Source organism: Yersinia aldovae 670-83 (assembly GCF_000834395.1).
GTDB classification, from domain to species: domain Bacteria; phylum Pseudomonadota; class Gammaproteobacteria; order Enterobacterales; family Enterobacteriaceae; genus Yersinia; species Yersinia aldovae.
On record NZ_CP009781.1, the window covers coordinates 40462 to 64527 of the forward strand.

Consider the following 24066-nt stretch of genomic DNA (forward strand, 5'->3'; position numbering starts at 1 on the left):
GGTTCATGTCTGGCAATATTTATGAATGAATGCTGGCGATACTAATATATTGGGTTTATTTCTCATTTTATGAAAAAATATATTATCAATTTAACTGCATTGACATCTTTATTTTTGACCATTGTCGCGGTTCAGGCAGCTCCCCCTTCTGCGGAATTAAAAGTGAAAGGGAAGATAGGTGTGCCTAGTTGTATTGTGGTTTCACCTGATAATGGTATTTATAATTTAGGACAGATTTCTTCAACACAGGTAAAGCCAGGTACTACAGTGAATGCTTTACCCAGTATGACGAAAACTTGGACAGTCAATTGTGACGCAGTAACCTATTTAAGCTACACCAGCGTTGATAATCGGTTGACTTCTGTCAGTGATACATCGACTGCTCGTAACTATGGGCTGGGTAATGTTAATCGAACAGGTAAAATTGGTTTTTATACCGCTATCATAAGTAATCCCTCTGTTGATGGACAAAGCTCTTCACTGTATTACGCTCAGGGAAGTGGTGCCGGAACAGCAAATACCAGTGCATATTTAGTTACGGGCTATCGTTACGGTTGGTCTAATTCCACGGCTGTCGCTACCGCAGGAAAGACATTCAATGCTGATATTACTGTTGCGCCAGTATTAGCCGGAACAACCACAATGAATGGGCCTATTACCGAAGATACCAATATTGACGGTTCTCTGACTATGAATTTTGCTTTTGGCATATAGCTATATGCCTTAATAAGGCAAGGGTGGTCATTTTATAATAATCTTCCGCATTGCTTTGCTCATAAAAATCCTAGAATAAGCTATTGTATATGACCTCATGGTGAGAATAGATATTGCGGTAATCATGTGTAGCATACGTTATTGCTGATAAATAAACCGCTAGCCTTTTTTCCAGGGAATCGCTGTGAACGTCCGTCGTAATTACTTTCAGTTTACAGCACTCATCTTATCTATTTTTCCTATGGCGGTCTTCCCCGCGATAAAAGAGAATGCAGTTGCTTTTGACGTGAAGACACTGGAAGCATTAGGTTACTCCGCTGAATTAGCAGACTTTTTCAGTGGCAGTGATAAATTTCTACCCGGCCAACATGATGTCACTATTATCATCAATGCCAGTAAGACCTATCGTGTTGAAGCAACATTCGACAGCGAGGGTAAATTGTGTGCAGATAAAAAATTACTGATGGCATTAAAGTTACATGCTAAAGATAGCGATGATAGTTGCAAGGATATTGAGACTCTGTGGCCAGGAGTGGTTGTCAATTTATTCCCCGGTCAATTTCGTGTGGAATTAACATTGCCGCAAGAAGCTTTTGATCCTGAAATAGAGGGTGAGGATTATCAGCGCGGTGGTCATGCATTATTACTTAACTATAATATGTTCGGTCAACGCATCGAAAGTAACAGCAATGATGTTAACCTTTTTCAAGGGCAATTCGAGCCTGGCATTAATTTCAATAATTGGGTGCTGCGAAATAGGGGTTCCTACACTTATAACCAAGGGATTAGTCAGTATGATAATCAAGAAACCTATGCATTACGTTCTATCGAATCACTAAAATCTGTAGTTCAGTTGGGTGAGTTTGGTTTAGTCGGTGATACATTTTCGGGGCTGCCGGTTTCGGGTATTCAGTTGTATTCTGATAATGCACAACTTAATAATACTCAGTTAATCGTCCCGATTGAGGGGATTGCCAATACTAACGCCACTGTCGAAATTCGCCAGCGTGGGAGGGTTATTTATCGTACCGTGGTGGCACCAGGCCCTTTTTCATTATCTAATATTAGTAATTTCTCCAGTGGCGTGGTCACGGATGTTGATGTTATTGAAGAGGATGGTACTCAGCAGCACTTTACCGTTTCAAATGCACTCGATCCTAATGTTGATCAACAGGCGAGCACTTATCAATTGGTGGTAGGCCGTTATCGCGATACTTTGGCTAATGGCAACGGTCAGTCACCACTATTAGCATCAGGTGAAATGTCGTTCAATCCGGCGAATGCTTTTCGTCTGACCACTGCCGGGTTACTTTCCACTGATTATCAAAATATCAGTATCCAGAATCTCTATAGTGGTTTAAATAATGCCTGGTTTTCAGCCGCGGCAAGTTATACCAATACCCAGGATATTGGGCAGGGATACCAATTTTCAGTTCAAAATCAATTAGCAATCAATGGTAATTTAAGTGCGTCATTATCATCGGTATATAATTCGGCCAATTATTGGTCACCGGATAATGCCTTGAGCAGTGGAAATAATTTAAATGACCTGATGCATGGCAAATTAAAGAACTCAACCTCGGCTGCGGTAACCTGGGCGCATCCACGTTGGGGCGCATTTTCCTACGTATTGTCTAATACTATGTATTATCAAGCGGCAGACAGTGTTTCTCATACATTTTCAGCCAGTGAACAATTTGGTCAGGTAACGACCACGCTAAGTTTTCAGTCCAATTCACAAGGGAATAATACGCTGTATGCCAGTATCAGTTTGCCTTTGGGGCGAGGGTCTTTAAGTGGTCGTATGCAACGCAATAACGGTAATATGACACTGGGTAGCACTTATCAAAGCGCTTGGGGTGACAACAAAGGTTACTCGGTGGGTATCACAGGTAGCGATAGCCAACGGCGTATTAACGGCACTATGAATATAAAAACTGCCTATTCACAATTAGCAGGTGGCCTTTCTCAGGCGACCAACAATAGTCGCTCCGCGTATCTTTCATCTAGTGGTTCCGTGGCTTATGCAAATAGCACCTTTGCCACCTCGTCGTCAGCGATTGGCGATACTTTTGCTGTGGTGAACGTGCCAAATCAATCGAATTTACGTATTTCTTCGCCGAGCAGTGGTATGGCGATTACCGATTACGCAGGAACGGCATTGCTGCCTTCGGTGATGCCATATACGGCTTCGAAAGCCCAAATAAGTACCCAAACATTGCCGCTAAATATTCGTCTAAACAGTACCAGTGCAGATTTAATGATGACGCGTGGCACCGTAGCAACACGTAATTTTGAAGCGACGGAAACTCGGCAATTGCTGCTGACTATTCGCGATAGCCAAGGGAAAATGATTCCGATTGGTGCCAACGTTCTTGATGAAAAAGGCAATTTTCAGGGGACAATTATTGGTGATGGGAATTTTATGCTCGAAAATAAGGCTATTGGTATGACGCTACGTATCAAGCCTGCTAACAGTAGTGAGTGTGTCGTTAATTATCGCGAACCAGAAAAATTTGCCCCGGATACGTTATATGAAGCCGTTGATGGGGTTTGTCAGTGAATAATCCGTTAATGACAACGGTAAGAAATGCAGTAAATATCTTCTGAATATAGGATCTATTATGCACAATATGATGAGTAGTAATTGCACAACGTCTGCATCCACAACGTTGCTTAGTTGTATTAAAAAGGTAATGGTTTTTAATCTATGGCTACTATTGAGTTGCTGGACAACAGCGTCTTATGCTTCTTTTAAATTAGAAAGTACTTCTGTTATTTTGAAAGAGAGTGAGGGGCGCACCAGTTTCACTATTGATAATACTTCTGGTAATCCAATTCTGCTGGTGACTAAAGTGGTTGATTTGGATGGTAATGCATTGAGCAAACAAATTCTTATTTCTCCTCCAGTGACTCGCATTGAAGCCGGGCAGAGTCAGCAGGTTAACTTTGTCTTAAAGAAAGGCACGGTGCTTGATACGGAGGTGCTGCTAAAAGCGTCATTTGAAGGGGTTGAGCAGGTTCAGGGGAACGCGACTGTGATGCCTATTCGCCAGGAAATAGGATTTCTCATTCAACCGAATGCGGTGCCACAAATAAAAACGCCGTGGCAAGAGTTGGTTTTTTCAGTTTCAGGAAATAACCTGATCATCAAAAACCCGAGCAAACATGTGGTTCGCTTAGGGCCTCAGGTGATTTTAGTGCCGGGAAATGAAGTAGTGGCTTTAGGTAATCCGTATATTTTGCCAGGTGTTAGCAAGCAATTCCCAATTAAGTCGTCACCTAGTTCTGTTAACGTCACACCACTGAGCCGTTATGGTTTCGTACAAGCAGAAGTAGCGATGCCGGTTACGGACTAAGGCTATTTAGAAACCGCCATATATGCCGTATCTAAATATGCAGGATAATATCTACTTCTTCTCGTGCAATAGTTGAAGGCCCATCGCTCTTACATGGATAGGGCTTCATCATGGGAATATCCGTCGTGGTACTTTAGTGCGTTCCAACTGTGGTTGGTATTGGTGGACGCACCTTTGACGAACTTAATATTTACGCGTTAAAAAACGAAAGCAGGTTTTCACCGCCTGCTTTTTGAATTCAATTCAGAGGGTAGGTTCTTGATTTCCTATGTGTGTGACGACCAGTTCCACCTGCTGCTGCTGTAATAACTCAGCCAATTGCAGCGGTGGAGCAACGTCGGTAAACAGTGCTGTGGCTTTCGCGACATTACCAATCTCCACTGCCGCTGATGCATGGAACTTAGTATGGTCTGCTGCCAGAAAGATATGGCGGGTATGCGCCATCATCGCTTTCACCACCGTGGCCTCATTGACATCAAATTCCAGTAAACTGCCATCCGTATCAATGGCCCCCATACTGGTAATCAGATAATCAGCACGAAATCCCTCAACAAAGGAAACGGCGCTGGGGCCAATGATGCCACCATTATTTGGCCGTAATGTACCGCCTGGAACCATTACCTCAAAATCGGTATTTTTATACAGGATATGTGCAACCCGAAGGCTGTTAGTAATAATCCGTAGATGGCTGTGATTCATTAGCGCGCGAGCAATGTGTTCAACCGTGGTGCCGATGGTGATAAATACCGTTGAACGATCGGGAATGTAATCGGCAATCGCTTCGGCAATGGCCATTTTTTCTGTGGTATAAGAGAGTTCCCGCTGTTCGAAGGCCGTATTCACCACACTGGAAGCGCGGCCTGCACCACCGTGATGGCGTGTAATCAGCCCTTGCTCGCTGAGTTTACGGATATCACGACGCACAGTTTGAGTCGAAACATCCAGCAATTGTGCCAGTTCATCAATATTCATATAGCCGCGGCTGGCGATCAGCTGAATCAGTTGATCGTGGCGCGGGTTCCCGGTCAGTTCTGTCAGACTCATGCTTAGCTCTCTTTAATTCGTCATACCATTGTCTATTTTATACATATTGCGCCAGGAAAGAGTCAGTTTGATCACAATCAGGTATTCCAGCCCTTCCGCCGGGGCGTGTACATTTTAAGGCGGCAACCGCATTAGCATAGTTTACTGCATAGTTTATACCGTGCTTTTTACTGAGTGCCACCGCCAATGCGCCATGAAAAACATCCCCGGCACCGGTGGTATCGACGACTTTTACCTCAAAACCCGCTTGATGTTGCAGTTGTCCATTCTCCAACCAGTAGCAGCCCCTTTTGCCACAGGTGACATAGACATGTCCGTTTGTGTCACTTTTCGCCCTCATCAGAGCGGATGTAATATTATTATCATCGGTCATTCGGCGTAAGCCGGGTTCAGAAAATGCCACATGGTCAGCCAGGGCCACCAAAGGGCGGATATCCTGTGGCGTGACATCGGCATCAAGCAAGGTTGTTACACCCGCCTGGCGTGCTAAGGAAAATGCGGTTAACGCACCCTGATGCCAACGAACATCAGCTAATACGGTGTCATATTGTCTAAAATCGATCTCCGCTAACCACTGTGCATCTTCTGGTAAATCAGGGCTTGGATAGTTGATGATGATGCGTTCCCCCTGACTGTCGACCAGCACCGCAGACTGCGATGAGCCAGCACCACAATAGCGGCGACTCAGCGCGGTGTTTACGCCATAACTTTCCAGTTCCTCCAGCAAGCTATTGCCAGTGGCGTCATCACCTACGCGGCCAATAAAATCGACCTCTGCTCCCAATCGCGCCGCCGCAACAGCGGCCGTTGCCGCTGGCCCTCCACCAATTTCACGATAATCACGCGCCACATATTTCCCTCCACCGTTGGGCAGCGCTGTCAGGTAATAGAGCCGGTCTTGGACCGTAATGCCTACACATGCAATTCGGGTCATGGTCTGAGTTCCTTGTTTAGCCCAAAAGGGGCTGCTGATCACGATGTGGCCATTTTAATTCGTTCAAATGTTAAAAGAGTGACGCATGTCAATTTTTTGACCATAAATTACAAATACGATCAAAAATAATCAAAACAGTTCAGTTCTTTAACTAGAAAATGACATCAGGTGACAGGAGAGACTAATGGCACAAGTAGCATTTATCGGATTAGGGCAAATGGGGACTCCTATGGCCCGTAATCTGATTAAACATGGGCATCAGTTGAATGTTTTCGATATTAGCCTCGCCGCCGTCGCGGAATTAGTTGCTCTTGGCGCGACGGGTTGCCAGAACGCAGCACTGGCCGCTGAAGGGGCGGAGTTTGTTATCACCATGCTACCGAATGGCGATTTGGTACGTGAGGTGCTGTTTGCACCCGATGGCGTTTGCCGCAGCTTGTCGCCCAAGGCATTGGTGATTGATATGTCTACCATTCATCCATTGCAAACGGATCGGCTGATACAAGATATGCAGAGCAACGGGTTCAGCTTTATGGATGCCCCGGTGGGGCGCACTTCAGATCATGCTCAGGCCGGCACACTGCTGATTCTGGCAGGCGGCACGCCACAGCAGGTAGAACGGGCAACGCCGTTGCTGATGGCGATGGGATCAGAACTTATCAACGCAGGCGGGCCGGGGATGGGGATCCGCGTCAAGTTAATCAATAACTACATGAGTATTGCGCTCAATGCACTTTCAGCTGAGGCCGCAGTGCTGTGCGAAGCGCTGGGCTTGTCGTTTGATGTTGCGCTGCAAGTGATGAGTGGAACACCCGCAGGTAAAGGGCATTTCACCACAACCTGGCCGAACAAAGTGCTGAAAGGAGATTTAACACCGGCGTTCATGATTGATCTGGCCCACAAAGATTTGGGGATAGCCCTTGATGTGGCGAACCAATTACACGTCACCATGCCAATGGGGGCCGCATCTCGTGAAGTCTACAGCCAGGCCAGAGCCAGTGGACGTGGGCGTCAGGACTGGAGTGCGATTTTACAACAGGTACGCTGCCAGTCCGGTTTACCTGAAACCAAATGATTTCTATTCATTCATTGATGATTAAGCGCCTGATACGCAGTGCGCCATAGGGAGAGAACATGTCTTATGTATCCGGTAATACTTTGATTCAACACGCATGGCAGCACGGCTATGCCATCGGTGCGTTCAGCGTCCATAACGCAGAAACCATCCGTGCGATCTTACTGGCCGCCGAACAGGAACAGGCTCCGGTGATGCTGCAAATTGGCCAAAAAGTCATCAGCGTTATGGGGCTAAAACCGATGAAAGAGATGATCGATGCGTTTATGCATGACATCACTGTGCCCGTCTGTATTCACCTTGATCACAGCCGCAGTTTTGAACAGACCATGGAGGCGGTTCAGGCGGGTTTTCAGTCAGTGATGTTCGACGGCTCTCATCTTTCATTTGATGAAAATGTGCGTATTACCCGTGCGGTGGCTGATGTCGCCCACGCACTGAATCTCGGCGTTGAAGGTGAGATAGGCAAGATAGGCGGTACTGAAGATGACATTTCAGTTGACGAAAAAGATGCCTTGATCACCAGTTGCGCCGAAGCACTTAAGTTCTCTGAACTCACGACAGTTGACTATCTGGCGGTGTCGATCGGTACTGCACATGGGATGTATAAGCAGGAGCCGAAGCTGGCGTTTGAGCGTTTGCAGGAGATGCGTGAAATTGTCAAAAAACCGATTGTTCTGCATGGGGGATCTGGTGTGCCAGATGAGCAAATCCGCCGCGCCATTACGCTGGGTGTAGCGAAGGTCAATGTTGATACCGAATTGCGTCAGGCTTTCACCCAAGGGGTGAGTGAAGTGCTGGCCGCATCGCCGGATGAATATGTACTGGCCGTTTCGTTGGGGCGCGGGCGCGATGTCATGCAGCAAAAAGTAATTGAAAAAATTCGCTTATTTGGCAGTCAAGGCCAGGCCGCCGCTTTCGCAGGTTAATGTGGAATATCTGTCGTACGGCATGGCTTTCTCACACTGAACGGGTAAGAGAACTGCCGTACGAAATACAAGGAAAAGGTCATGACAACAATTAAACGCCAGCCGTTTGGCGAGCATCAAGGGCAGGAAGTTTCACTATTTACCCTGACCAATAGCCGAGGCGCCCGGCTTTGCGTTACTGATTACGGCTGCATCATTACTCAGCTTTGGGTGCCAGACCGCAACGGGCAACTGGACGATATCGTAATGGGATTTGATGATTTGAAATCCTATCAGGCCGGTCATCCATTTTTTGGTGCTATTGCCGGGCGCTGTGCCAACCGTATCGCCGGTGGACGTTTCAAGATTGACGGGCAGGAGTCTGTGCTGGCAACCAATGAACTGCCTACCGGCCAGCATTTACATGGGGGGATGCGCGGATTTGATAAATATGTCTGGCAAGCACAGGAAGATGGTGATGGCATTATTTTCAGTCGCACTTCGCTGGATGGTGAAGAGGGTTATCCGGGCAATTTGCAGGTGCGCCATCGGATTGGCCTGACCGATGCCAACGTGCTGAGGTTCAGTTTTGAGGCAGAAACCGATAAGCCGACAGTCGTTAACCTCGTGAATCACAGTCACTACAACCTGAGTGGTCATACCCATCTGATTCATGATCAGCAGTTGAAAATCGATGCGGATTTTATGACTCCGGTGGATGATGCCAGCATGTTGCCGACAGGGGAGATTCGCCGTGTTGCCGGAACCGCGTTTGATTTCCGCAATGCCCGTCGCTTAGGGGATGCCATGCAGCAGCGCCCAGCGCAGGATTTTGACGTGAATTATGTTCTGAGAAAAAACAATTTATCACCCAACAGCAACCTCGATCTGCAACCTGCGGCCACACTTATCTGCCCACATTCTGGCCGGGTAATGGATGTTTGTACTACGCAGCCAGGTATTCAGTTTTATAACGCATTCAAACTTTCCAACAAAGTGTGGAACGGTAAAGCAGGGCATCGCTATCAAGCGTTCTCGGGAGTCTGTCTGGAAACTCAAGCCTTTCCTGACAGCATTCATTATGGCCATTTTCCTGAAGTCATTCTGCGGCCAGGGCAAAAATACCAAAGCTGTACTGAGCACTGTTTTAGTGTTGTCGCTTGAGCTGCGCCAATCCGTAAGTTATTAAATTCACTGGAAGCAAGATGATGAATAAAAAAGCAAAAGTGGGTGTATTGGCCTTAGGCCGAAATACTTTTGATGTGCCTTATGCAGAGGAAATGCTCGCTCAGGCGTGGAAAACGCTGAGTGCAATGGACATCGAATTGATTGGGCAACCCGCGCTGCAATTTGATGCTGAATCAGCATTACAAGCCTTGCCCGCGTTGAAGCAGGCTAATCTTGATTTACTGCTAATTTTACAGGTGACGTTTACCGATGCCTCATTGACCTGTGAAGTGGTGCGTGATTTTCCAGTGCCGACTGCCATGTGGTCGTTCCCCGAAGCACGCACTGGGGGGCGTTTACGGTTGAATTCATTCTGCGGCGTTAACCTGGCATGTCATGCTTTGAGTCGGGAAAATATCAAGCTCCAAACCATTCATGGCCTGCCAGATGATGCCCGCGTGGTAAGTGAACTACAGCAACTGGCGCAGGCGGCGGCTATCGTCAATCGTTTTAAACAGGCCAAAGTAATGGTGATTGGCGATCATCCGCTGGGTTTTGATGCTTGTAATTACAACCAACAACAATTGACCCAACACTTGGGGGTTAGTGTTGTTCGCCAGCCGGTGTCGGAATTTATCGATGAAGTCAAAGCATTGCCGGATAGCGTAGCCGATGCGCCGTATCAGCGCCGAGCCAAAGACTTCCCAAATTTGGCTGAAATGGATCAAACAGCCACCCGTAAAACGCTGAAAGTCTACTCAGCCCTACGTGAAAAAGCTCAATTAGAAGGTTACTCCGGTATTGCTGTTCGCTGCTGGCCGGACTTTTTCACCGATTATGGCTGCGCGGCTTGCGGTGCATTGGCGTTGATGAACGAAGATAAAGTGCCATGTGGTTGTGAGGCAGATATGTTTGGCGTGCTCTCATCATTAATGGCGCAATGGGCCTCGGGCAATGCGGCGTTCAATACCGATCTGGTGGATATCGATCCGGTATCCAATAGTGTGGTGTTCTGGCATTGCGGCCAGGCACCGATTGAAATGGCTGATCGTGATGGGCCGGTTCAGGCCACCATCCACTCCAATCGTAAGCTACCCCTGCTTTCTGAATTTTCCCTCAAACCCGGTCGTATCACCCTATGCCGCATTACGCAGGGTGAGGGCAAACTGCGCCTGATGCTGGCCGGCGGGGAGATGATCAAAGCACCGCTGGCGTTCTCGGGAACTGCTGGAACCGCTCGGTTAGATATCGATGCTGACTGTTATCGCCAACGCTTGCTGGATGCCGGTATGGAGCACCATACCTCACTGGTCTACGGTGACCACCGTCCGTTGCTGCGAAAAGTCGCTCAGTTGCTCGGCCTTGAGGTGATCGAGCTGACCTGATGTTACCGCGTTTTGCGGGCCACATGTTCTGATAAATAGGTATCTGGCTGATGTCGGATACCGTAGCAAAATCAACAGCATTTACATTACTTGGGGATTTTATTATGACGTATCAATCTGACATTCTGCCGGGGTTGGAGTTGGCTGAGCACGATGGCGGTTTCACCCTGTCTTTCAAACAGCGTTTATTGCTGCAACATAGCGCACAGGCACCGTGCCTGTGGATTGGCCGTGGCGAAGCCGATATCGACATGTTTCGGGGTAATTTCAGTGTCAAAGATTGTCTGAGCGAAAAACTGGCGCTAACGGATACCGTTATCACCCCGCAGGGGCGTGGTTGGGATATCCACTTTAGCCGTGGTGACGTGGCGCAAACCACGCTGCATATTACCGGTGATGCGGCAGGGCGGCTGGAGATGACGCTCAGTAATAGCGATAAAGAGAATAACAGAATGTGGTTGCGTCTGGCTGCACAGCAGGAAGACCATATTTACGGCTGTGGTGAGCAGTTTTCCTATTTCAATCTGCGTGGGAAGCCTTTCCCCTTGTGGACCAGCGAGCAGGGGGTTGGCCGTAACAAACAAAGCTATGTTACCTGGCAGGCCGATTGCAAAGAAAACGCCGGTGGCGATTATTACTGGACATTCTTCCCACAACCGACATTTGTTAGTAGCCAAAAATATTACTGCCACGTTGATAACAGTTGTTACATGAATTTCGATTTTTCGTCGCCGGATTACCATGAACTGGCGATTTGGCAAGACAGCGCAGTGCTGCGTTTTGAATGTGCTGACAGCTACATCCGTCTGTTAGAAAAACTGACAGCATTACTGGGCCGCCAGCCAGAACTGCCGGATTGGGTGTATGACGGGGTGATTCTGGGGATTCAGGGCGGGACTGAGGTGTGCCAGCAGAAACTGGATGTGATGCGTGAACATGGTGTGAAAGTCAGCGGTATTTGGGCACAAGACTGGGAAGGTCGTCGCATTACTTCCTTTGGTAAGCGCCTGATGTGGAACTGGCGCTGGGATAGCGAGCTGTACCCAGCACTGGATAAACGTATTGCGCAGTGGAAGAACGAAGGCGTGCGTTTCCTGGGTTATATCAATCCGTATGTTGCCATTGAAAAAGAGCTGTACGCCGAAGCGGCAGAAAAGAGTTATCTAACCAAAGACTATAACGGCAACGATTACCAGGTGGAGTTTGGTGAATTCTATGCCGGAGTTGTCGATCTCACCAAACCGGCCGCCTACGACTGGTATAAAGATGTCATTAAAAAGAATCTGATTGAGTTTGGGCTTGATGGCTGGATGGCTGACTTTGGTGAATACCTGCCGACCGATACCGTGATGGACAACGGTGTTGATGCAGAAATTATGCATAACGCCTGGCCTGCTCTGTGGGCTAAGTGTAACTACGATGCGTTAACCGAAACCGGTAAATTGGGCGAAATACTGTTCTTTATGCGTGCAGGTTATACCGGTAGCCAAAAGTACTCGGTGATGATGTGGGCCGGTGACCAAAACGTCGATTGGAGCCTTGATGATGGTTTGGCGTCAGTGATACCCGCAGCGTTATCACTGGCCATGACTGGCCACGGCCTGCATCACAGTGATATCGGCGGCTATACCACCCTATTTGACATGAAACGTAGTAAAGAGCTGTTGATGCGTTGGTGTGAATTTTGTGCTTTTACCCCGTTAATGCGCACTCACGAAGGTAACCGCCCGGATGATAACTGGCAGTTTGATGGTGATATCGACACGATTCGCCAGTTTGCCCGCATGACCCATGTGTTTACCACGCTGAAGCCTTACATCAAACAGGCGGTGTCACTGAATTCACAATCTGGTTTACCCGTGATGCGCCCGCTATTTCTGCATTACGAAAATGACGCTCACACTTATCACCTGAAATATCAGTACTTGTTTGGTCGTGATCTGTTGGTCGCTCCGGTATATGAAGAGGGCCGTACTGACTGGACGTTGTATCTGCCAGAAGATAACTGGATAAATCTGTGGACCGGCGAACCACACGGTGGCGGGGGTGAAGTAACGCTACCGGCCCCAATAGGGAGGCCACCAGTATTCTATCGTGCGAGCAGTGAATGGGCTGAATTGTTTGCATCATTACGGGCGTTATAACACAGGGCGAAGACCTGCCTGTCGGTGGGTCTTTCAGGAGAATTACCATGAGTGAAGTACACCAAAACCCGGTCAAGTTGACCCTTCCTATGCGCGAAAAGTTCGCTTATGGGATGGGGGATGTCGGCTCTAACCTGCTGTTGTGTGTGGGTACGTTGTATTTGCTGAAGTTTTATACCGATGTGCTGGAGATCCCAGCAGCCTGGGGTGGGTTGATCTTTCTCATCTCGCGCTTTTTTACGGCTTTTACTGATATCGGTACCGGCGTGATGCTGGATAATCGCCGTAATATTGGGCTAAAAGGCAAGTTTCGCCCGTTTATTCTCTATGCATCAATGCCTGTTGCCTTGCTGGTGGTCGCCAACTTTATCGGCACCTCCTTTAGCATTACTGGTAAAACTATTACAGCAACACTGATCTTTATGACGTTTGGTTTGTTCTTCAGCATGATGAATTGTTCTTACGGCGCAATGGTTCCGGCGATGACCAAAAACCCGCAAGAGCGCGCTCAGCTTGCCGCATGGCGTCAGGGAGGGGCAACCATCGGATTGCTGTTGTGTACAGTCGGTTTTGTACCTATTTTGTCGCTGTTTGAAGGGCAGGCGCAGACTGGCTACCTGGTGGCTGCAGCTATCTTTGCCTTTGTCGGTATGTTGTGCATGTGGTGGTGTTATTCCGGCGTTAAAGAGCGTTATGTTGAACTGCCAAAACCGGGTGTGCCGAAACCTGGGCTGTTGCAATCATTCAAAGCTATTACGGGTAATAAGCCGTTGTTTGTTCTCTGTATTGCCAACTTGTGCACGCTGGCAGGTTTCAATATCAAACTGGCAATTCAGATTTATTACACCCAATACGTACTGAACGACGTCACTCTATTGTCTTATATGGGTTTTTTCAGCATGGGGTGTATTCTGCTTGGGGTATTGCTGGTGCCGACAGTCGTGAAGCGTTTTGGTAAGAAAAACGTCTATCTTGGGGGGCTGGGTTTGTGGATGTTGGGCGATGCTATGAACTATATGTGGGGGAGCACGTCGACTTTATTTGTTTTGTTCTCTTGCCTGGCATTCTTTGGCACCGCGTTTGTTAATAGCCTGAACTGGGCGCTGGTATCTGATACCGTAGAATATGGCGAGTGGAAAACGGGTGTTCGTTCAGAAGGAACGGTATACACCGGCTTTACTTTCTTTCGTAAGATCTCTCAGGGATTAGCTGGTTTCTTCCCAGGTGTGATGCTGGCTTATATTGGCTATGTACCTAATGTGGCTCAAGGAGAAAGAACACTTGAAGGTTTAACGCAATTAATCTTCTTGTATCCGTGTGGGCTGGCTATCCTGACGGCGCTGACAATGGGCTTTTTCTACCATCTGACCGAGAAAAGTTACATTAAAATCGTCACCGAACTGGAGGCGCGTAAACGCGATGTCAGCCCGGTGGTATAAAGTCACAATATAAATAATAACGGTTAATTAATAAGACTGAACCCTACATCCCGCTTATGGCAGGCTCTGGACGCAGAATTAAATTGTACCGGAGGTAAGCGGGTTAACAATAAAAAGGACCTGTCAGATGCAACATTCAACTAACCAGAACCCAGTGACACGCAGATTACCGCTACGGGAAAAAATAGCCTATGGAATGGGGGATTTTGGTTCCAATCTGATGCTATGTATCGGGACGCTGTATTTGCTGAAGTTCTATACCGATATTCTGGGGCTTCCGGCCATTTACGGTGGCATTATTTTCTTAATTGCCAAGTTTTTTACTGCTTTTACCGATATGTTGACCGGCGTACTGTTGGATTCCCGCCGTAATATTGGTGTGAAAGGTAAGTTCCGTCCATTTATTTTATATGCCTCTTTGCCGGTGGCTTTATTGGCAGTGGCTAATTTTCTCAATACGGGTTTTAGCCTGAATATTAAAACCGTACTGGCGACGCTACTGTTTATGTTATTTGGCCTGTTTTACAGCTTAATGAACTGCTCGTATGGCGCTATGGTTCCCGCTATTACCAAAAACCCTAATGAACGAGCGCATCTTGCCGCCTGGCGTCAGGGCGGAGCCACTGTAGGCTTATTATTGTGTACTGTCGCCTTTATGCCGATCCAATTACTATTTACTTCTGCGCCAGAGAGGGGGTATCTGGTGGCGTCGCTGATATTTGTTACTTTCGGTTTGGTCTGTATGTGGTTGTGCTATTCCGGTGTCAAAGAGCGTTATGTAGAGCCGATGCCGGCACACCATAAACCGGGTATTTTCAAATCCTTCTGTGCCATATTTAAAAACCCACCGTTATTAGTTCTGTGTATTGCTAACCTGTGTACGCTGGCGGCGTTCAATATCAAACTGGCCATTCAGGTTTATTATACTCAATATGTATTACAGGATATTAATTTACTGTCCTATATGGGTTTTTTTAGTATGGGTTGTATTTTGATTGGGGTGTTTCTGGTTCCAACAGCAGTGAAGTTTTTCGGTAAAAAAACCGTTTACCTCAGTGGGTTAATGTTATGGATCTTAGGCGATGTGCTCAATTATGTCTGGGGCAGCAGTTCGGTAACGTTTGTGGCATTCTCCTGTATGGCCTTCTTCGGGACTGCATTTGTGAATAGCCTGAATTGGGCGTTAGTTTCCGATACAGTGGATTACGGTGAATGGAAAACTGGCATTCGCGCTGAAGGATCGGTATATACCGGTTATACCTTCTCACGCAAGATTTCTGCTGCATTGGCCGGGTTTCTTCCGGGGATTATGCTGACTCAGATTGGCTATATTCCCAATGTGGCACAATCTGCATCGGTACTAGAGGGGTTACGTCAGTTAATATTTATCTACCCTTGTACTTTGGCAATGATTGCAGCCGTAACGATGGGACTATTCTATAAGCTCAATGAGCAACGGTTTGTGAGAATAATTGCCGAACTGAATCTGCGAAAAATAGAAACACCGGGATGATAAGCAGTATAGCAAGTATGATTTATTTGCGTGGTAGCAAGATTAAAGACTGACATGAATTAATTCTGATTGTGCTATTTCTCTGCTGGTGATTTATGGCGGATATATAGCCATGATGATTGTTTGTCAGTTTTTCATTATGTAATAAAAATAAAAAACTTAATTTATTATAAATAGGGATTGCCATGAATAAATATAATTCAGTTGTTTTAATTACCTCGTTGATTACCTCTGCTAGTGCATTCTCTGGCAGACCCTATCTTGAAACAAGGGAAGCTTATAACACGGCCTCGGAACAACATGAAATCATTTTGCGCGGAGGCTACAATTTCGATAATGGTTCGGGTCTGATGTATACCAATGCTTATAATGCCGGTAAGATGGACCAATTAAAACACAGCTACAATGAGCTGGAAGGTTGGTATCCTCTTTTTCGCCTGACGGATAAAATCACGATTACTCCCGGTGGATTAATTAACTCAAATAGTACCGGTTCCGGTGGTGCGGCTTATATAGATCTTAATTATAAATTCTTGCCAGTTTTTAATCTGACAAGCCGTTACCGTTATAATCATAATAACTATGAGTCAAAGGATATCAATGGCTATTATGCCCACAATGATACCCACGAATTTGCCATGTACTGGAATTTCAAACTGACGGATGTACTGTCATATACCTTTGAACCACATTACTTCGTTCGGGTGAATGATTTTCACAGTCGAAATGGCAAAAGCACACATTGGGAAATTACCAATAAATTCAGTTATAAGATAGACACTCACTGGATGCCATATATTGAATTACAATGGTTGGATCGCTGGAGTGAATACAATCGTGAACAGTACCGTTTTCGCTTAGGGCTACGTTATACGTTCTAATATAAGATACTAATATGCAGTGACAAAAGAGACGGCACCTTCGGTACCGTCTTGAAAAATCATAAATTAAGAGGTTAACGGCCTTTTTTCTTACTCAAAATTTTCAGTAAGGCACCCACGGCACAACCAATAACAACCCCCAGTATTACCCATTCAGTAAATGACATAATCAGACCTTTTCGTTTGTTTGGGCTGATTATATAAATTATTCCCCACTTGTCCATGCAGGGGGGTAATCTTCACCTATAGTTTTGCTAACATCTCACGCGTGACTAACACAATGCCATTCTCTGAACGATAGAAGCGGCGTGCGTCCTCGTCTGCATTTTCACCAATCACCATACCTTCGGGAATTTTGCTGGCGCGATCAATAACGCAACGCTGTAGGCGACATGAGCGGCCAACCTCGACATCAGGAAGCAACACGCAGGAATCAATATTGCAAAATGAGTTGACTCGCACTCGGGAAAATAGCACTGAATTGACCACGACCGATCCGGATATAACACAACCACCAGAGACCAATGTATTCATTGTCATCCCGTGGCTGCCAGATCTGTCTTGAACAAATTTTGCCGGTGGGAGTGGTTCGGCATAAGTTCGGATTGGCCAGTGAGGATCATACATATCTAACTCTGGCGTGATAGCAGCCTGATCGAGGTTAGCTTGCCAATAAGCATCCAATGTACCTACATCACGCCAATAATCAGGGGCATCGGGTGAGGTGGAAACACAAGAGAGCGAGAACGGATGTGCCCAAACATAGCCTTGTTCAGTGATCTTCGGCAAGATATCTTTGCCAAAATCGTGGCTGCTGTTCTCATCGATATGATCATTTGTGAGTAATTCGAACAGGAATTCAGCGTTAAAAACATAAATCCCCATACTGGCCAGGCTGCGATCTGGTTTACCGGGCAGGGTTGGTGGCTCTTGCGGTTTCTCCCAAAACATCTTCACTTTCAGCTCTTCGGAAACCTCCATCACGCCGAAGGCATGAGTGTCCTCTTTCGGCACCTCAATACAGGCTACGGTGCAGGCCGCACCGCTTTCCGAATGGTCTAATAGTATGCGTGAGTAATCCATTTTATAGATATGATCCCCGGCCAAAATCACAATATATTCAGCTTTATAGCGGCGGATAATATCCAGGTTTTGGAAAACAGCATCGGCGGTACCGGTATACCAGTGTTCTCGCCCTTGGCGCTGTTGCGCGGGTAATAAATCAACAAACTCATTCATTTCTTCGCTAAGAAATGACCAGCCATGTTGAATATGTTGTACCAAAGTATGAGATTGATACTGCGTAATTACCCCGATACGGCGGATGCCTGAGTTGAGGCAATTAGATAATGCGAAGTCGATAATGCGGTATTTTCCGCCGAAGTGAACTGCGGGTTTCGCCCTGACGGATGTAAGATCTTTAAGACGTGAGCCACGACCACCCGCAAGAATCAGTGCTACGGCTTTGTTTGGAAGTTGTCTTGCCGACATGACTCTGTCGATATCGCCTGTTTTCCGCATGTCAAACTCCTTATGATTTATATGTATAGCCGTCGAATTAACGAGCTACACTCAACAATCCTAATATGACAAAGGCTTTCCGATGAGTAACCGGAGGGGATTTCTGCGTTATACCTCCTTATATGTATAAATGCTGTTAATACCATAATCAGCCAAATGCCAATCTCACAATGAGAAGAGAATCAAGTTTAGTGCAATTTATACTGTTTTTTGTCGTTCAACCGCGTGAGGAGGGATATTTTGCCGGGTTCGTTAAATATGTTAACTGCATAACTTTTTTCTGCTGCCATCTGACGGTTTGTTATTTCTGTGCATTGTTGGCCTAACGTTCGTCGACCATACTCGAACAGGTGAAAATATTGGCAGTTTTAATAAGGACATAAAATTATGACAGTATTAAAGAACAGCCTACAACTTTCCGGGCTGGTGTTGATGTTGAGCGGTTTCACAGTGACGGCGGCCCCGGCAGTAGCACAACCAGCCGGTTATACCTTAGAGCGGGTGGTTATCTTGAGTCGTCACGGTGTGCGCTCTCCGACCAAACAAACTCAGTTGATGAATGACGTCACACCGGATAAGTGGCCGCAATGGCCGGTAAAAGCAGGGTATTTAACGCCTCGCGGCGCGCAATTAGTGACGCTGATGGGGCAGTTCTACGGTGACTACTTTCGTAGCAAAGGGTTATTGCTTGCGGGCTGCCCGGCAGAGGGCGTTATCTATGCACAGGCAGATATTGATCAACGAACCCGCTTGACGGGGCAGGCATTTCTTGATGGCGTGGCTCCTGATTGCGGTCTGAAAGTACATTATCAAGCAGATTTGAAAAAAACAGACCCATTGTTCCATCCGGTTGAAGCCGGTGTATGCAAATTAGATGCTGTGCAAACTCAGAAAGCCGTTGAAGAGCATCTTGGTGGGCCGTTAAGTTCGCTGGGGGAGCGCTATACCAAACCTTTTGCTCAAATGGGCGAGGTGCTGAATTTCGCGAAGTCACCTTATTGCAAAACACGACAACAGAATGACAAAGCCTGTAATTTTGCCCATTTTGCCGCGAATGAAATTAAGGTTAATAAAGAGGGGAGTAAAGTGTCGCTCAACGGCCCACTCGCCTTATCATCGACATTGGGTGAAATCTTTTTACTGCAAAACGCGCAAAACATGCCAAATGTGGCCTGGAATAGGCTGAGTGGAACAGAGAATTGGGCCTCACTTCTGTCGCTTCACAATGTGCAATTTGATTTAATGGCAAAAACGCCGTATATCGCCCGCCATAAAGGGACGCCACTGTTACAACAGATTGATGCAGCCTTAACGCTCCAACCTGACGCACTTGGGCAAACGTTGCCGCTATCGCCGCAAAACCGGGTGCTATTCATTGGTGGCCATGATACCAATATCGCAAATATTGCAGGCATGTTGGGTGCCAGCTGGCAACTGCCGCAGCAACCAGATAATACCCCGCCCGGTGGTGGTTTAGTGTTTGAGTTATGGCAGAATCCCGATAATCATCAGCGTTATGTTGCGGTAAAAATGTTCTACCAAACAATGGATCAGTTGCGAAAGGCCGAGATGTTGGATTTGAAGAACAATCCAGCCGGCATGATTTCAGTTGCTGTTGAGGGGTGTGAAAACAGTGGCGATGACAAACTGTGCCAACTTGATACCTTCCAGAAGAGAGTCGCTCAGGTCATTGAGCCGGCTTGCCATATTTAGGGGGAGAGTATCCGGCTGATAGAAATGTCAGCCGGATATATAAAGTGTATTATTAGGTAATATATATGATTAAGCTAAATAGGCCGGGCGTAAATAACTTAGTCGGAGTGCTGTTATTGAAAATCCGCTAATAGTAATAACAAGCTAACCCCGGAAAATAAATGGCAATATTATAAAATAATATTATTTGCAGACAGAATATATTGATGAACAGACAATTAACCTAATCTGACCAAGTCAAAAGGAACATAGCGTTCACCGGTATGTTGCAACTCAACAACTTTTGCGCGTTCAGCCTGAACAGGGGCCAGCCCTTGTGCATGGATAGCCTTGGCAACATCAATCTCCCCGGTTTGTGCAACCATGACACGTTTCCCTGGGATAATCTGGTTTCTATTTCTGTCATAGACTTTAACCATATTAACCTCCAATGATAGGTGCTATTTCACACGGGGGGAAATAATATTAATTTTTATATCGGTGATCAAGATGCTGCGTTAATTTTTTTAGGCGGTTAAGCATATAAATAGTTTGGCAGGACAACCAAGTCTCGTCAAAGAAACCCGCTGATGCAGCGGGTTAGATCGCCAATAATACCTTCGTCGTTATATCAGCGTTTTATTTGTCAATGTTTCCAATATTTTTAGCGGTGAATGTTGGGGGTTTTTCATGCCATCAACTGGCAGTAGGAAGGTCTGCTCTAACATAAACTGCCCCCCCATTGCGGCGTGAGGTGTTTGATCAGAAAAACAGATCCAGCTACTGCCGGAGGGAAAATCAATTGCCTGTTGCAGGCCGTTTTGCTGATAATCCAAATCTGATTTCATTTTATCATGCAACTGAAGCATCAGATGATCGTAATGGCTGCGGCGGCGCTTGGTAATACCGAGCTTATGTTGCAACCAACTACTGAGGGGGGAATAGCGCTCAAGTTGCGGCAAATAACGGCGGGCGAGCTGAGTAAAGTCTTCACCTACGCGCCATGCACGAGGTTCGCCATACGGATTTATATTGGTAAATATGCGAATGATACGTTCACCGTAGTTGGGCCGAGAGGGAAACGCATCAACATGCAGGCGACTATCATCTTTTCGCCATGAGGTTTTGTCGCGCCAGGCTGTCACCGGGTGTAATCTGAGGCTATTGGTCGGGCTGCGCAGTACGGTGGTATATTCCGGCAGTAATTGCTTCACCAGGCTGAGGCAGCTCTGGTAATAACGCTCGAGTAACTGGCGGGTTAACGCAACTTTGCTTTCATCAGTGATACCCGTCAGTACGCCTTCTAATGGTTTGAAGCTGATGTTTTTGCGCTTTACGTCAACCAGTGTCGGGTCAAGCAGTTGTTTCTCCTGCTCACTTAGCCCAAAACAGAGATGCGGCAAAAAGAGTACCTTACCTTGCTCCAGGGGCTCAATAGCACTCAGATTGCCTGTTTCAATGCTCCAACTGTCGTAGGGCAGCGTTTGAATTAACGAGTCTTCTGGCGTCTGATTTAGGATATGGGTACTCATTGTGGGTCCATTTTAAATATCTATATAATTAGGTGAATGATAACTCTTTATTATAGGTAAAGTGAGTTTCATCACACAGATTTTAACTTTTTGTACTCTTTGTTGGCTGCACTAACGGGGGCAAGCGCCTTGTAACAGGCGACTTTTTGACAATCGAGGTATGGGTTTCTGCCTGTTCTGCCCAGCGGTCAATGATTGTATCTAATTGTTCTATCGAGTGAATATAGAGGCGACAGATAAAACAATCATCACCAGTCACCTTGTCGCACTCAATACATTCCGGTGTTTCCTGAATGATTTTCTCTACTTTATTCAGCATTCCTACTAAGGGCGTGACGCGAACAATGGCTTGTAAGCTATAACCGAAAGCTTGGGGATCTAAATCCAGGGTGTAGCTGCGGATAATACTGTGCTCTTCAAGACGACGCAGGCGTTCAGACGTGCTGGGGGAGGAGAGGTTTACCTGCTGAGATAATTCTTTCAGTGAGACTCGCGCATTCCCCACTAAAATTGCAATCAGTTGCTCATCAATTTTATCCATGACTACCCGCCTCTTATAATTAGGTTAAGCAGTGGATTATAGACAAAAATCTAATAAGTTGGCGGTATCTGCCTAACAATTTCTATCTATCAGATAAATCGGCCCACCAGATTTAGTTTTACGGTGGGCGTGAAGAGAGCGATAACGGGGATTATCTGAGGGCAGAAGTGCTGGTGAGTGGTGCATTAGCACTGGGTTCACTGATGTGTTGTGACTTTTTTGGCAGATAGGCCAAGTCGTAAACATCATAGAAATCTATTTCGCCTTTGTTATTAATTATATGTTTAAAACGAAGTTTAAAGTCATCACTGATATTTTTATTATTCAATATTTCATCAATTGCCTGAGCCGATAACGCACGACTAAAGAACCACTCTCCGTTGTAGCAAACACGTAAATCAAGAATACCTATATCTTCAAACTTAAATATCGGCTTGATTTCCATCATTAAAATGGCAGACATCAGTGCAAAGAAAACGGTAAAGGCAATCATATAGCCAGAACCGAAATAGGGCGTTAAGTACATTAAGACCAAGACAAAAACATAGGAAATCAACATCGCCAGACACAGGTAGGGATGTTTGTAGACAAAATCGCTGTTAAATTTTAACCGACCGTCTCTTTTTTCTTTTAGATTTATCCGTGCGATATCGTCGATTAATATTTTTTTAATTATGTCCATAATTATGACCTTGTGATTAATGACTTATTCAAATTAAACCATTACGGCTTGTTATAGATTAGCATGGAAGGTTGAATTCAAAGTATATCAGTTTAATAAATTAGTTAGCTAAACTGTTATAGGTCGTGGTGAGTTTCTATACCATAATACTATTATGTTATAGCTGAATCTGGGGGCAATGTGAATGTCTGCTATGGTCCATCCGATGAGATAATGCTGCTTACGCATTTTTTCTCACCGGCTGAAGGGGGATAGTGATTATCTTATAACGATTAATTTTACCGCTATTAGCCATTACAGCTATTAACGGCGCTAAACTGTCAGAACAATCTTGCCGATATGCGTGCTGCTTTCCATCAATTCGTGAGCTTTTGACACCTGCTCCAACGGGAAGGTGCGGAAGATTTGTGGTTTCATTTTACTCTCGCCCAATAGCGGCCACACTTGTTGCTCCAACTCTCTGGCAATCAATGCTTTTTCCGCAACACTGCGCGAACGTAATGTGGAGCCTGTATGTGTCAGGCGTTTTAGTAACATCAGCATAAGGTTAAGATCTTTAGCATTGCCATTCTGTGTGCCAATTTGAACAATGCGGCCATTCATGGCTGCCGCCTCGTAATTTCGCGCGACATAATCACCGGCAATTAAATCGACAATAACATCCACGCCTTTGCCTGCGGTGGCGTGTTTAGTTTCAGCCACAAAGTCGTGGGTGTGATAATTAATGGCAACATCAGCCCCCAGCGACAGGCAGGCCTGACGCTTCTCCTCCGACCCAACAGTCACGATAACCATCTTTGCGCCAAATGCCTTACTCAGTAGGGTGGCCGTTGTCCCTATGCCAGAAGACCCACCATGAATTAACACGGTTTCACCGGCGGTAAGATGCCCTCGTTGGAACAGGTTAGCCCAAACCGTAAAGAATGTTTCCGGTAAGGCCGCGGCTTCTATGGTAGTAAGCCCGGCGGGAATTCGTAAGGCATTTGTTTCGTGTATCGCGCAAAACTGTGCATAACCTCCTCCGGCGATCAATCCACACACTTTATCACCGATTTTAAAGCGGCTGACATCTGCGGCCATCGCGACAACTTCACCGGCGACTTCTAATCCTGGGATATCTGATGCCCCTGGTGGCGGTGCATAATGGCCACGGCGTTGCATGACATCGGGGCGGTTAACGCCGGCGGCTGAAACTTTAACCAAAATTTCGCCGGCGGCAGGCATCGGTGTTGGGCGAGTTACTGCGTTTAAGACTTCAGGCCCACCAAACTGGCTGATTTCTATCGCGACCATATTCGCCGGGAGATGAGTTAACGATGTCATAATATTCCTCTTATCGCGTGGCGGTGCTCAATCAGACACAATGCTGATGACTGAGTCAGTATCTTAGTCTGGTAAGCGAAACAATTCTGGTGTGAATGTGCGTAAGCTGCGGGAAAGGGCAGTCTGTAAGAACAGTAAGAGGCTAAAAAAAAGCGCCCAACAGTGTGGGCGCAGAAATTTTGCAAAAGAATAATGCATGTATGGCTTACTTG

20 protein-coding genes are annotated in these 24066 nt (G+C 46.3%); 12 read left to right on the forward strand and 8 right to left on the reverse strand.

The features are described from left to right. Positions 1-69: 69 nt before the first annotated feature. The 3 genes from AT01_RS00180 to AT01_RS00190 all read left to right on the forward strand — a co-directional run bounded on the left by AT01_RS00180 (position 70) and on the right by AT01_RS00190 (position 4073). Positions 70-714 carry a DUF1120 domain-containing protein gene (locus tag AT01_RS00180; protein ID WP_042545617.1) on the forward strand — a complete coding sequence of 215 codons (645 nt, stop codon included), beginning with the start codon at positions 70-72 and terminating at the stop codon, positions 712-714. A gap of 241 nt (positions 715-955) precedes the next feature. Further along, positions 956-3277 carry a fimbria/pilus outer membrane usher protein gene (locus AT01_RS00185; protein WP_042548434.1) on the forward strand — a complete coding sequence of 774 codons (2322 nt, stop codon included), beginning with the start codon at positions 956-958 and terminating at the stop codon, positions 3275-3277. 133 nt (positions 3278-3410) lie between these two features. Further along, positions 3411-4073 (forward strand): fimbria/pilus chaperone family protein, encoded by a 663-nt coding sequence (locus AT01_RS00190; protein ID WP_235427331.1) that lies wholly within the window; start codon positions 3411-3413, stop codon positions 4071-4073. 243 nt (positions 4074-4316) lie between these two features. Here AT01_RS00190 and AT01_RS00195 read toward each other — a convergent pair whose 3' ends face one another. Together AT01_RS00195 and AT01_RS00200 are read right to left on the reverse strand one after the other, a co-directional pair. Further along, a complete protein-coding gene (locus AT01_RS00195) occupies positions 4317-5117 on the reverse strand; it encodes a DeoR/GlpR family DNA-binding transcription regulator (RefSeq protein WP_042545619.1) in 801 nt (266 codons plus the stop codon). A gap of 37 nt (positions 5118-5154) precedes the next feature. Continuing rightward, the gene (locus AT01_RS00200; protein ID WP_042545620.1) at positions 5155-6051 is read right to left on the reverse strand and encodes a PfkB family carbohydrate kinase; all 897 of its coding nucleotides are present in this window, start codon (positions 6049-6051) and stop codon (positions 5155-5157) included. Between the two features lie 184 nt (positions 6052-6235). Here AT01_RS00200 and yihU point away from each other — a divergent pair, with 184 nt between their 5' ends. The 8 genes from yihU (at position 6236) to ompL (ending at position 16563) form a co-directional block, all read left to right on the forward strand. Then, on the forward strand, positions 6236-7126 hold the full coding sequence (gene yihU, locus AT01_RS00205; protein WP_042545621.1) for a sulfolactaldehyde 3-reductase: 891 nt from the start codon (positions 6236-6238) through the stop codon (positions 7124-7126). Between the two features lie 59 nt (positions 7127-7185). Continuing rightward, complete coding sequence (locus AT01_RS00210) at positions 7186-8055, forward strand: class II fructose-bisphosphate aldolase (protein WP_042545622.1); 870 nt, start codon at positions 7186-7188, stop codon at positions 8053-8055. Positions 8056-8136: 81 nt separating this feature from the next. Next, complete coding sequence (locus AT01_RS00215) at positions 8137-9198, forward strand: aldose epimerase family protein (RefSeq protein WP_042545623.1); 1062 nt, start codon at positions 8137-8139, stop codon at positions 9196-9198. Between the two features lie 41 nt (positions 9199-9239). Further along, positions 9240-10586 carry an L-fucose/L-arabinose isomerase family protein gene (locus tag AT01_RS00220; protein WP_235427202.1) on the forward strand — a complete coding sequence of 449 codons (1347 nt, stop codon included), beginning with the start codon at positions 9240-9242 and terminating at the stop codon, positions 10584-10586. Positions 10587-10690: 104 nt separating this feature from the next. Continuing rightward, positions 10691-12730, forward strand: coding sequence for an alpha-glucosidase (locus tag AT01_RS00225; protein WP_042548436.1), 2040 nt, complete (start codon positions 10691-10693; stop codon positions 12728-12730). Between the two features lie 47 nt (positions 12731-12777). Further along, positions 12778-14169, forward strand: a complete 1392-nt coding sequence (locus AT01_RS00230; protein ID WP_042545624.1) for an MFS transporter — start codon at positions 12778-12780, stop codon at positions 14167-14169. Positions 14170-14296: 127 nt separating this feature from the next. Continuing rightward, positions 14297-15682, forward strand: a complete 1386-nt coding sequence (locus AT01_RS00235) for an MFS transporter (protein ID WP_042545625.1) — start codon at positions 14297-14299, stop codon at positions 15680-15682. A gap of 185 nt (positions 15683-15867) precedes the next feature. After that, positions 15868-16563 carry a porin OmpL gene (gene ompL / locus AT01_RS00240; protein ID WP_042545626.1) on the forward strand — a complete coding sequence of 232 codons (696 nt, stop codon included), beginning with the start codon at positions 15868-15870 and terminating at the stop codon, positions 16561-16563. 243 nt (positions 16564-16806) lie between these two features. Here ompL and glgC read toward each other — a convergent pair whose 3' ends face one another. Next, positions 16807-18084 carry a glucose-1-phosphate adenylyltransferase gene (gene glgC / locus AT01_RS00245; RefSeq protein ID WP_042545627.1) on the reverse strand — a complete coding sequence of 426 codons (1278 nt, stop codon included), beginning with the start codon at positions 18082-18084 and terminating at the stop codon, positions 16807-16809. Between the two features lie 387 nt (positions 18085-18471). Between glgC and AT01_RS00250 the strand changes: the two genes are divergently transcribed. Next, a complete protein-coding gene (locus AT01_RS00250) occupies positions 18472-19797 on the forward strand; it encodes an AppA family phytase/histidine-type acid phosphatase (protein ID WP_042545628.1) in 1326 nt (441 codons plus the stop codon). 218 nt (positions 19798-20015) lie between these two features. On the opposite strand, the gene ydfZ is transcribed toward AT01_RS00250, so the two are convergent. The 5 genes from ydfZ to AT01_RS00275 form a co-directional block, all read right to left on the reverse strand. Further along, positions 20016-20216: a putative selenium delivery protein YdfZ gene (gene ydfZ, locus AT01_RS00255; protein WP_042545629.1), complete on the reverse strand. Its 201-nt coding sequence runs from the start codon at positions 20214-20216 to the stop codon at positions 20016-20018. Positions 20217-20402: 186 nt separating this feature from the next. Continuing rightward, positions 20403-21308: a Kdo hydroxylase family protein gene (locus tag AT01_RS00260; RefSeq protein WP_042545630.1), complete on the reverse strand. Its 906-nt coding sequence runs from the start codon at positions 21306-21308 to the stop codon at positions 20403-20405. A gap of 82 nt (positions 21309-21390) precedes the next feature. Next, entirely contained in the window at positions 21391-21849 is a 459-nt protein-coding gene (locus tag AT01_RS00265) for an Lrp/AsnC family transcriptional regulator (protein ID WP_004701020.1), read from the reverse strand. A gap of 151 nt (positions 21850-22000) precedes the next feature. Next, entirely contained in the window at positions 22001-22531 is a 531-nt protein-coding gene (locus AT01_RS00270; RefSeq protein ID WP_042545631.1) for a YlaC family protein, read from the reverse strand. A 312-nt stretch (positions 22532-22843) separates the two neighbouring features. Then, the gene (locus AT01_RS00275) at positions 22844-23854 is read right to left on the reverse strand and encodes an NAD(P)H-quinone oxidoreductase (protein WP_042545632.1); all 1011 of its coding nucleotides are present in this window, start codon (positions 23852-23854) and stop codon (positions 22844-22846) included. Positions 23855-24066 lie beyond the last annotated feature (212 nt).

Excerpts from the sequence above, each read along its gene's own strand:
- AT01_RS00180 (WP_042545617.1), top strand. The coding sequence starts at position 70 with ATGAAAAAATATATTATCAATTTAACTGCATTGACATCTTTATTTTTG.
- AT01_RS00185 (WP_042548434.1), top strand. The coding sequence starts at position 956 with ATGGCGGTCTTCCCCGCGATAAAAGAGAATGCAGTTGCTTTTGACGTG.
- AT01_RS00190 (WP_235427331.1), top strand. The coding sequence starts at position 3,411 with ATGGTTTTTAATCTATGGCTACTATTGAGTTGCTGGACAACAGCGTCT.
- AT01_RS00195 (WP_042545619.1), bottom strand. The coding sequence starts at position 5,117 with ATGAGTCTGACAGAACTGACCGGGAACCCGCGCCACGATCAACTGATT.
- AT01_RS00200 (WP_042545620.1), bottom strand. The coding sequence starts at position 6,051 with ATGACCCGAATTGCATGTGTAGGCATTACGGTCCAAGACCGGCTCTAT.
- yihU (WP_042545621.1), top strand. The coding sequence starts at position 6,236 with ATGGCACAAGTAGCATTTATCGGATTAGGGCAAATGGGGACTCCTATG.
- AT01_RS00210 (WP_042545622.1), top strand. The coding sequence starts at position 7,186 with ATGTCTTATGTATCCGGTAATACTTTGATTCAACACGCATGGCAGCAC.
- AT01_RS00215 (WP_042545623.1), top strand. The coding sequence starts at position 8,137 with ATGACAACAATTAAACGCCAGCCGTTTGGCGAGCATCAAGGGCAGGAA.
- AT01_RS00220 (WP_235427202.1), top strand. The coding sequence starts at position 9,240 with ATGATGAATAAAAAAGCAAAAGTGGGTGTATTGGCCTTAGGCCGAAAT.
- AT01_RS00225 (WP_042548436.1), top strand. The coding sequence starts at position 10,691 with ATGACGTATCAATCTGACATTCTGCCGGGGTTGGAGTTGGCTGAGCAC.
- AT01_RS00230 (WP_042545624.1), top strand. The coding sequence starts at position 12,778 with ATGAGTGAAGTACACCAAAACCCGGTCAAGTTGACCCTTCCTATGCGC.
- AT01_RS00235 (WP_042545625.1), top strand. The coding sequence starts at position 14,297 with ATGCAACATTCAACTAACCAGAACCCAGTGACACGCAGATTACCGCTA.
- ompL (WP_042545626.1), top strand. The coding sequence starts at position 15,868 with ATGAATAAATATAATTCAGTTGTTTTAATTACCTCGTTGATTACCTCT.
- glgC (WP_042545627.1), bottom strand. The coding sequence starts at position 18,084 with ATGCGGAAAACAGGCGATATCGACAGAGTCATGTCGGCAAGACAACTT.
- AT01_RS00250 (WP_042545628.1), top strand. The coding sequence starts at position 18,472 with ATGACAGTATTAAAGAACAGCCTACAACTTTCCGGGCTGGTGTTGATG.
- ydfZ (WP_042545629.1), bottom strand. The coding sequence starts at position 20,216 with ATGGTTAAAGTCTATGACAGAAATAGAAACCAGATTATCCCAGGGAAA.
- AT01_RS00260 (WP_042545630.1), bottom strand. The coding sequence starts at position 21,308 with ATGAGTACCCATATCCTAAATCAGACGCCAGAAGACTCGTTAATTCAA.
- AT01_RS00265 (WP_004701020.1), bottom strand. The coding sequence starts at position 21,849 with ATGGATAAAATTGATGAGCAACTGATTGCAATTTTAGTGGGGAATGCG.
- AT01_RS00270 (WP_042545631.1), bottom strand. The coding sequence starts at position 22,531 with ATGGACATAATTAAAAAAATATTAATCGACGATATCGCACGGATAAAT.
- AT01_RS00275 (WP_042545632.1), bottom strand. The coding sequence starts at position 23,854 with ATGACATCGTTAACTCATCTCCCGGCGAATATGGTCGCGATAGAAATC.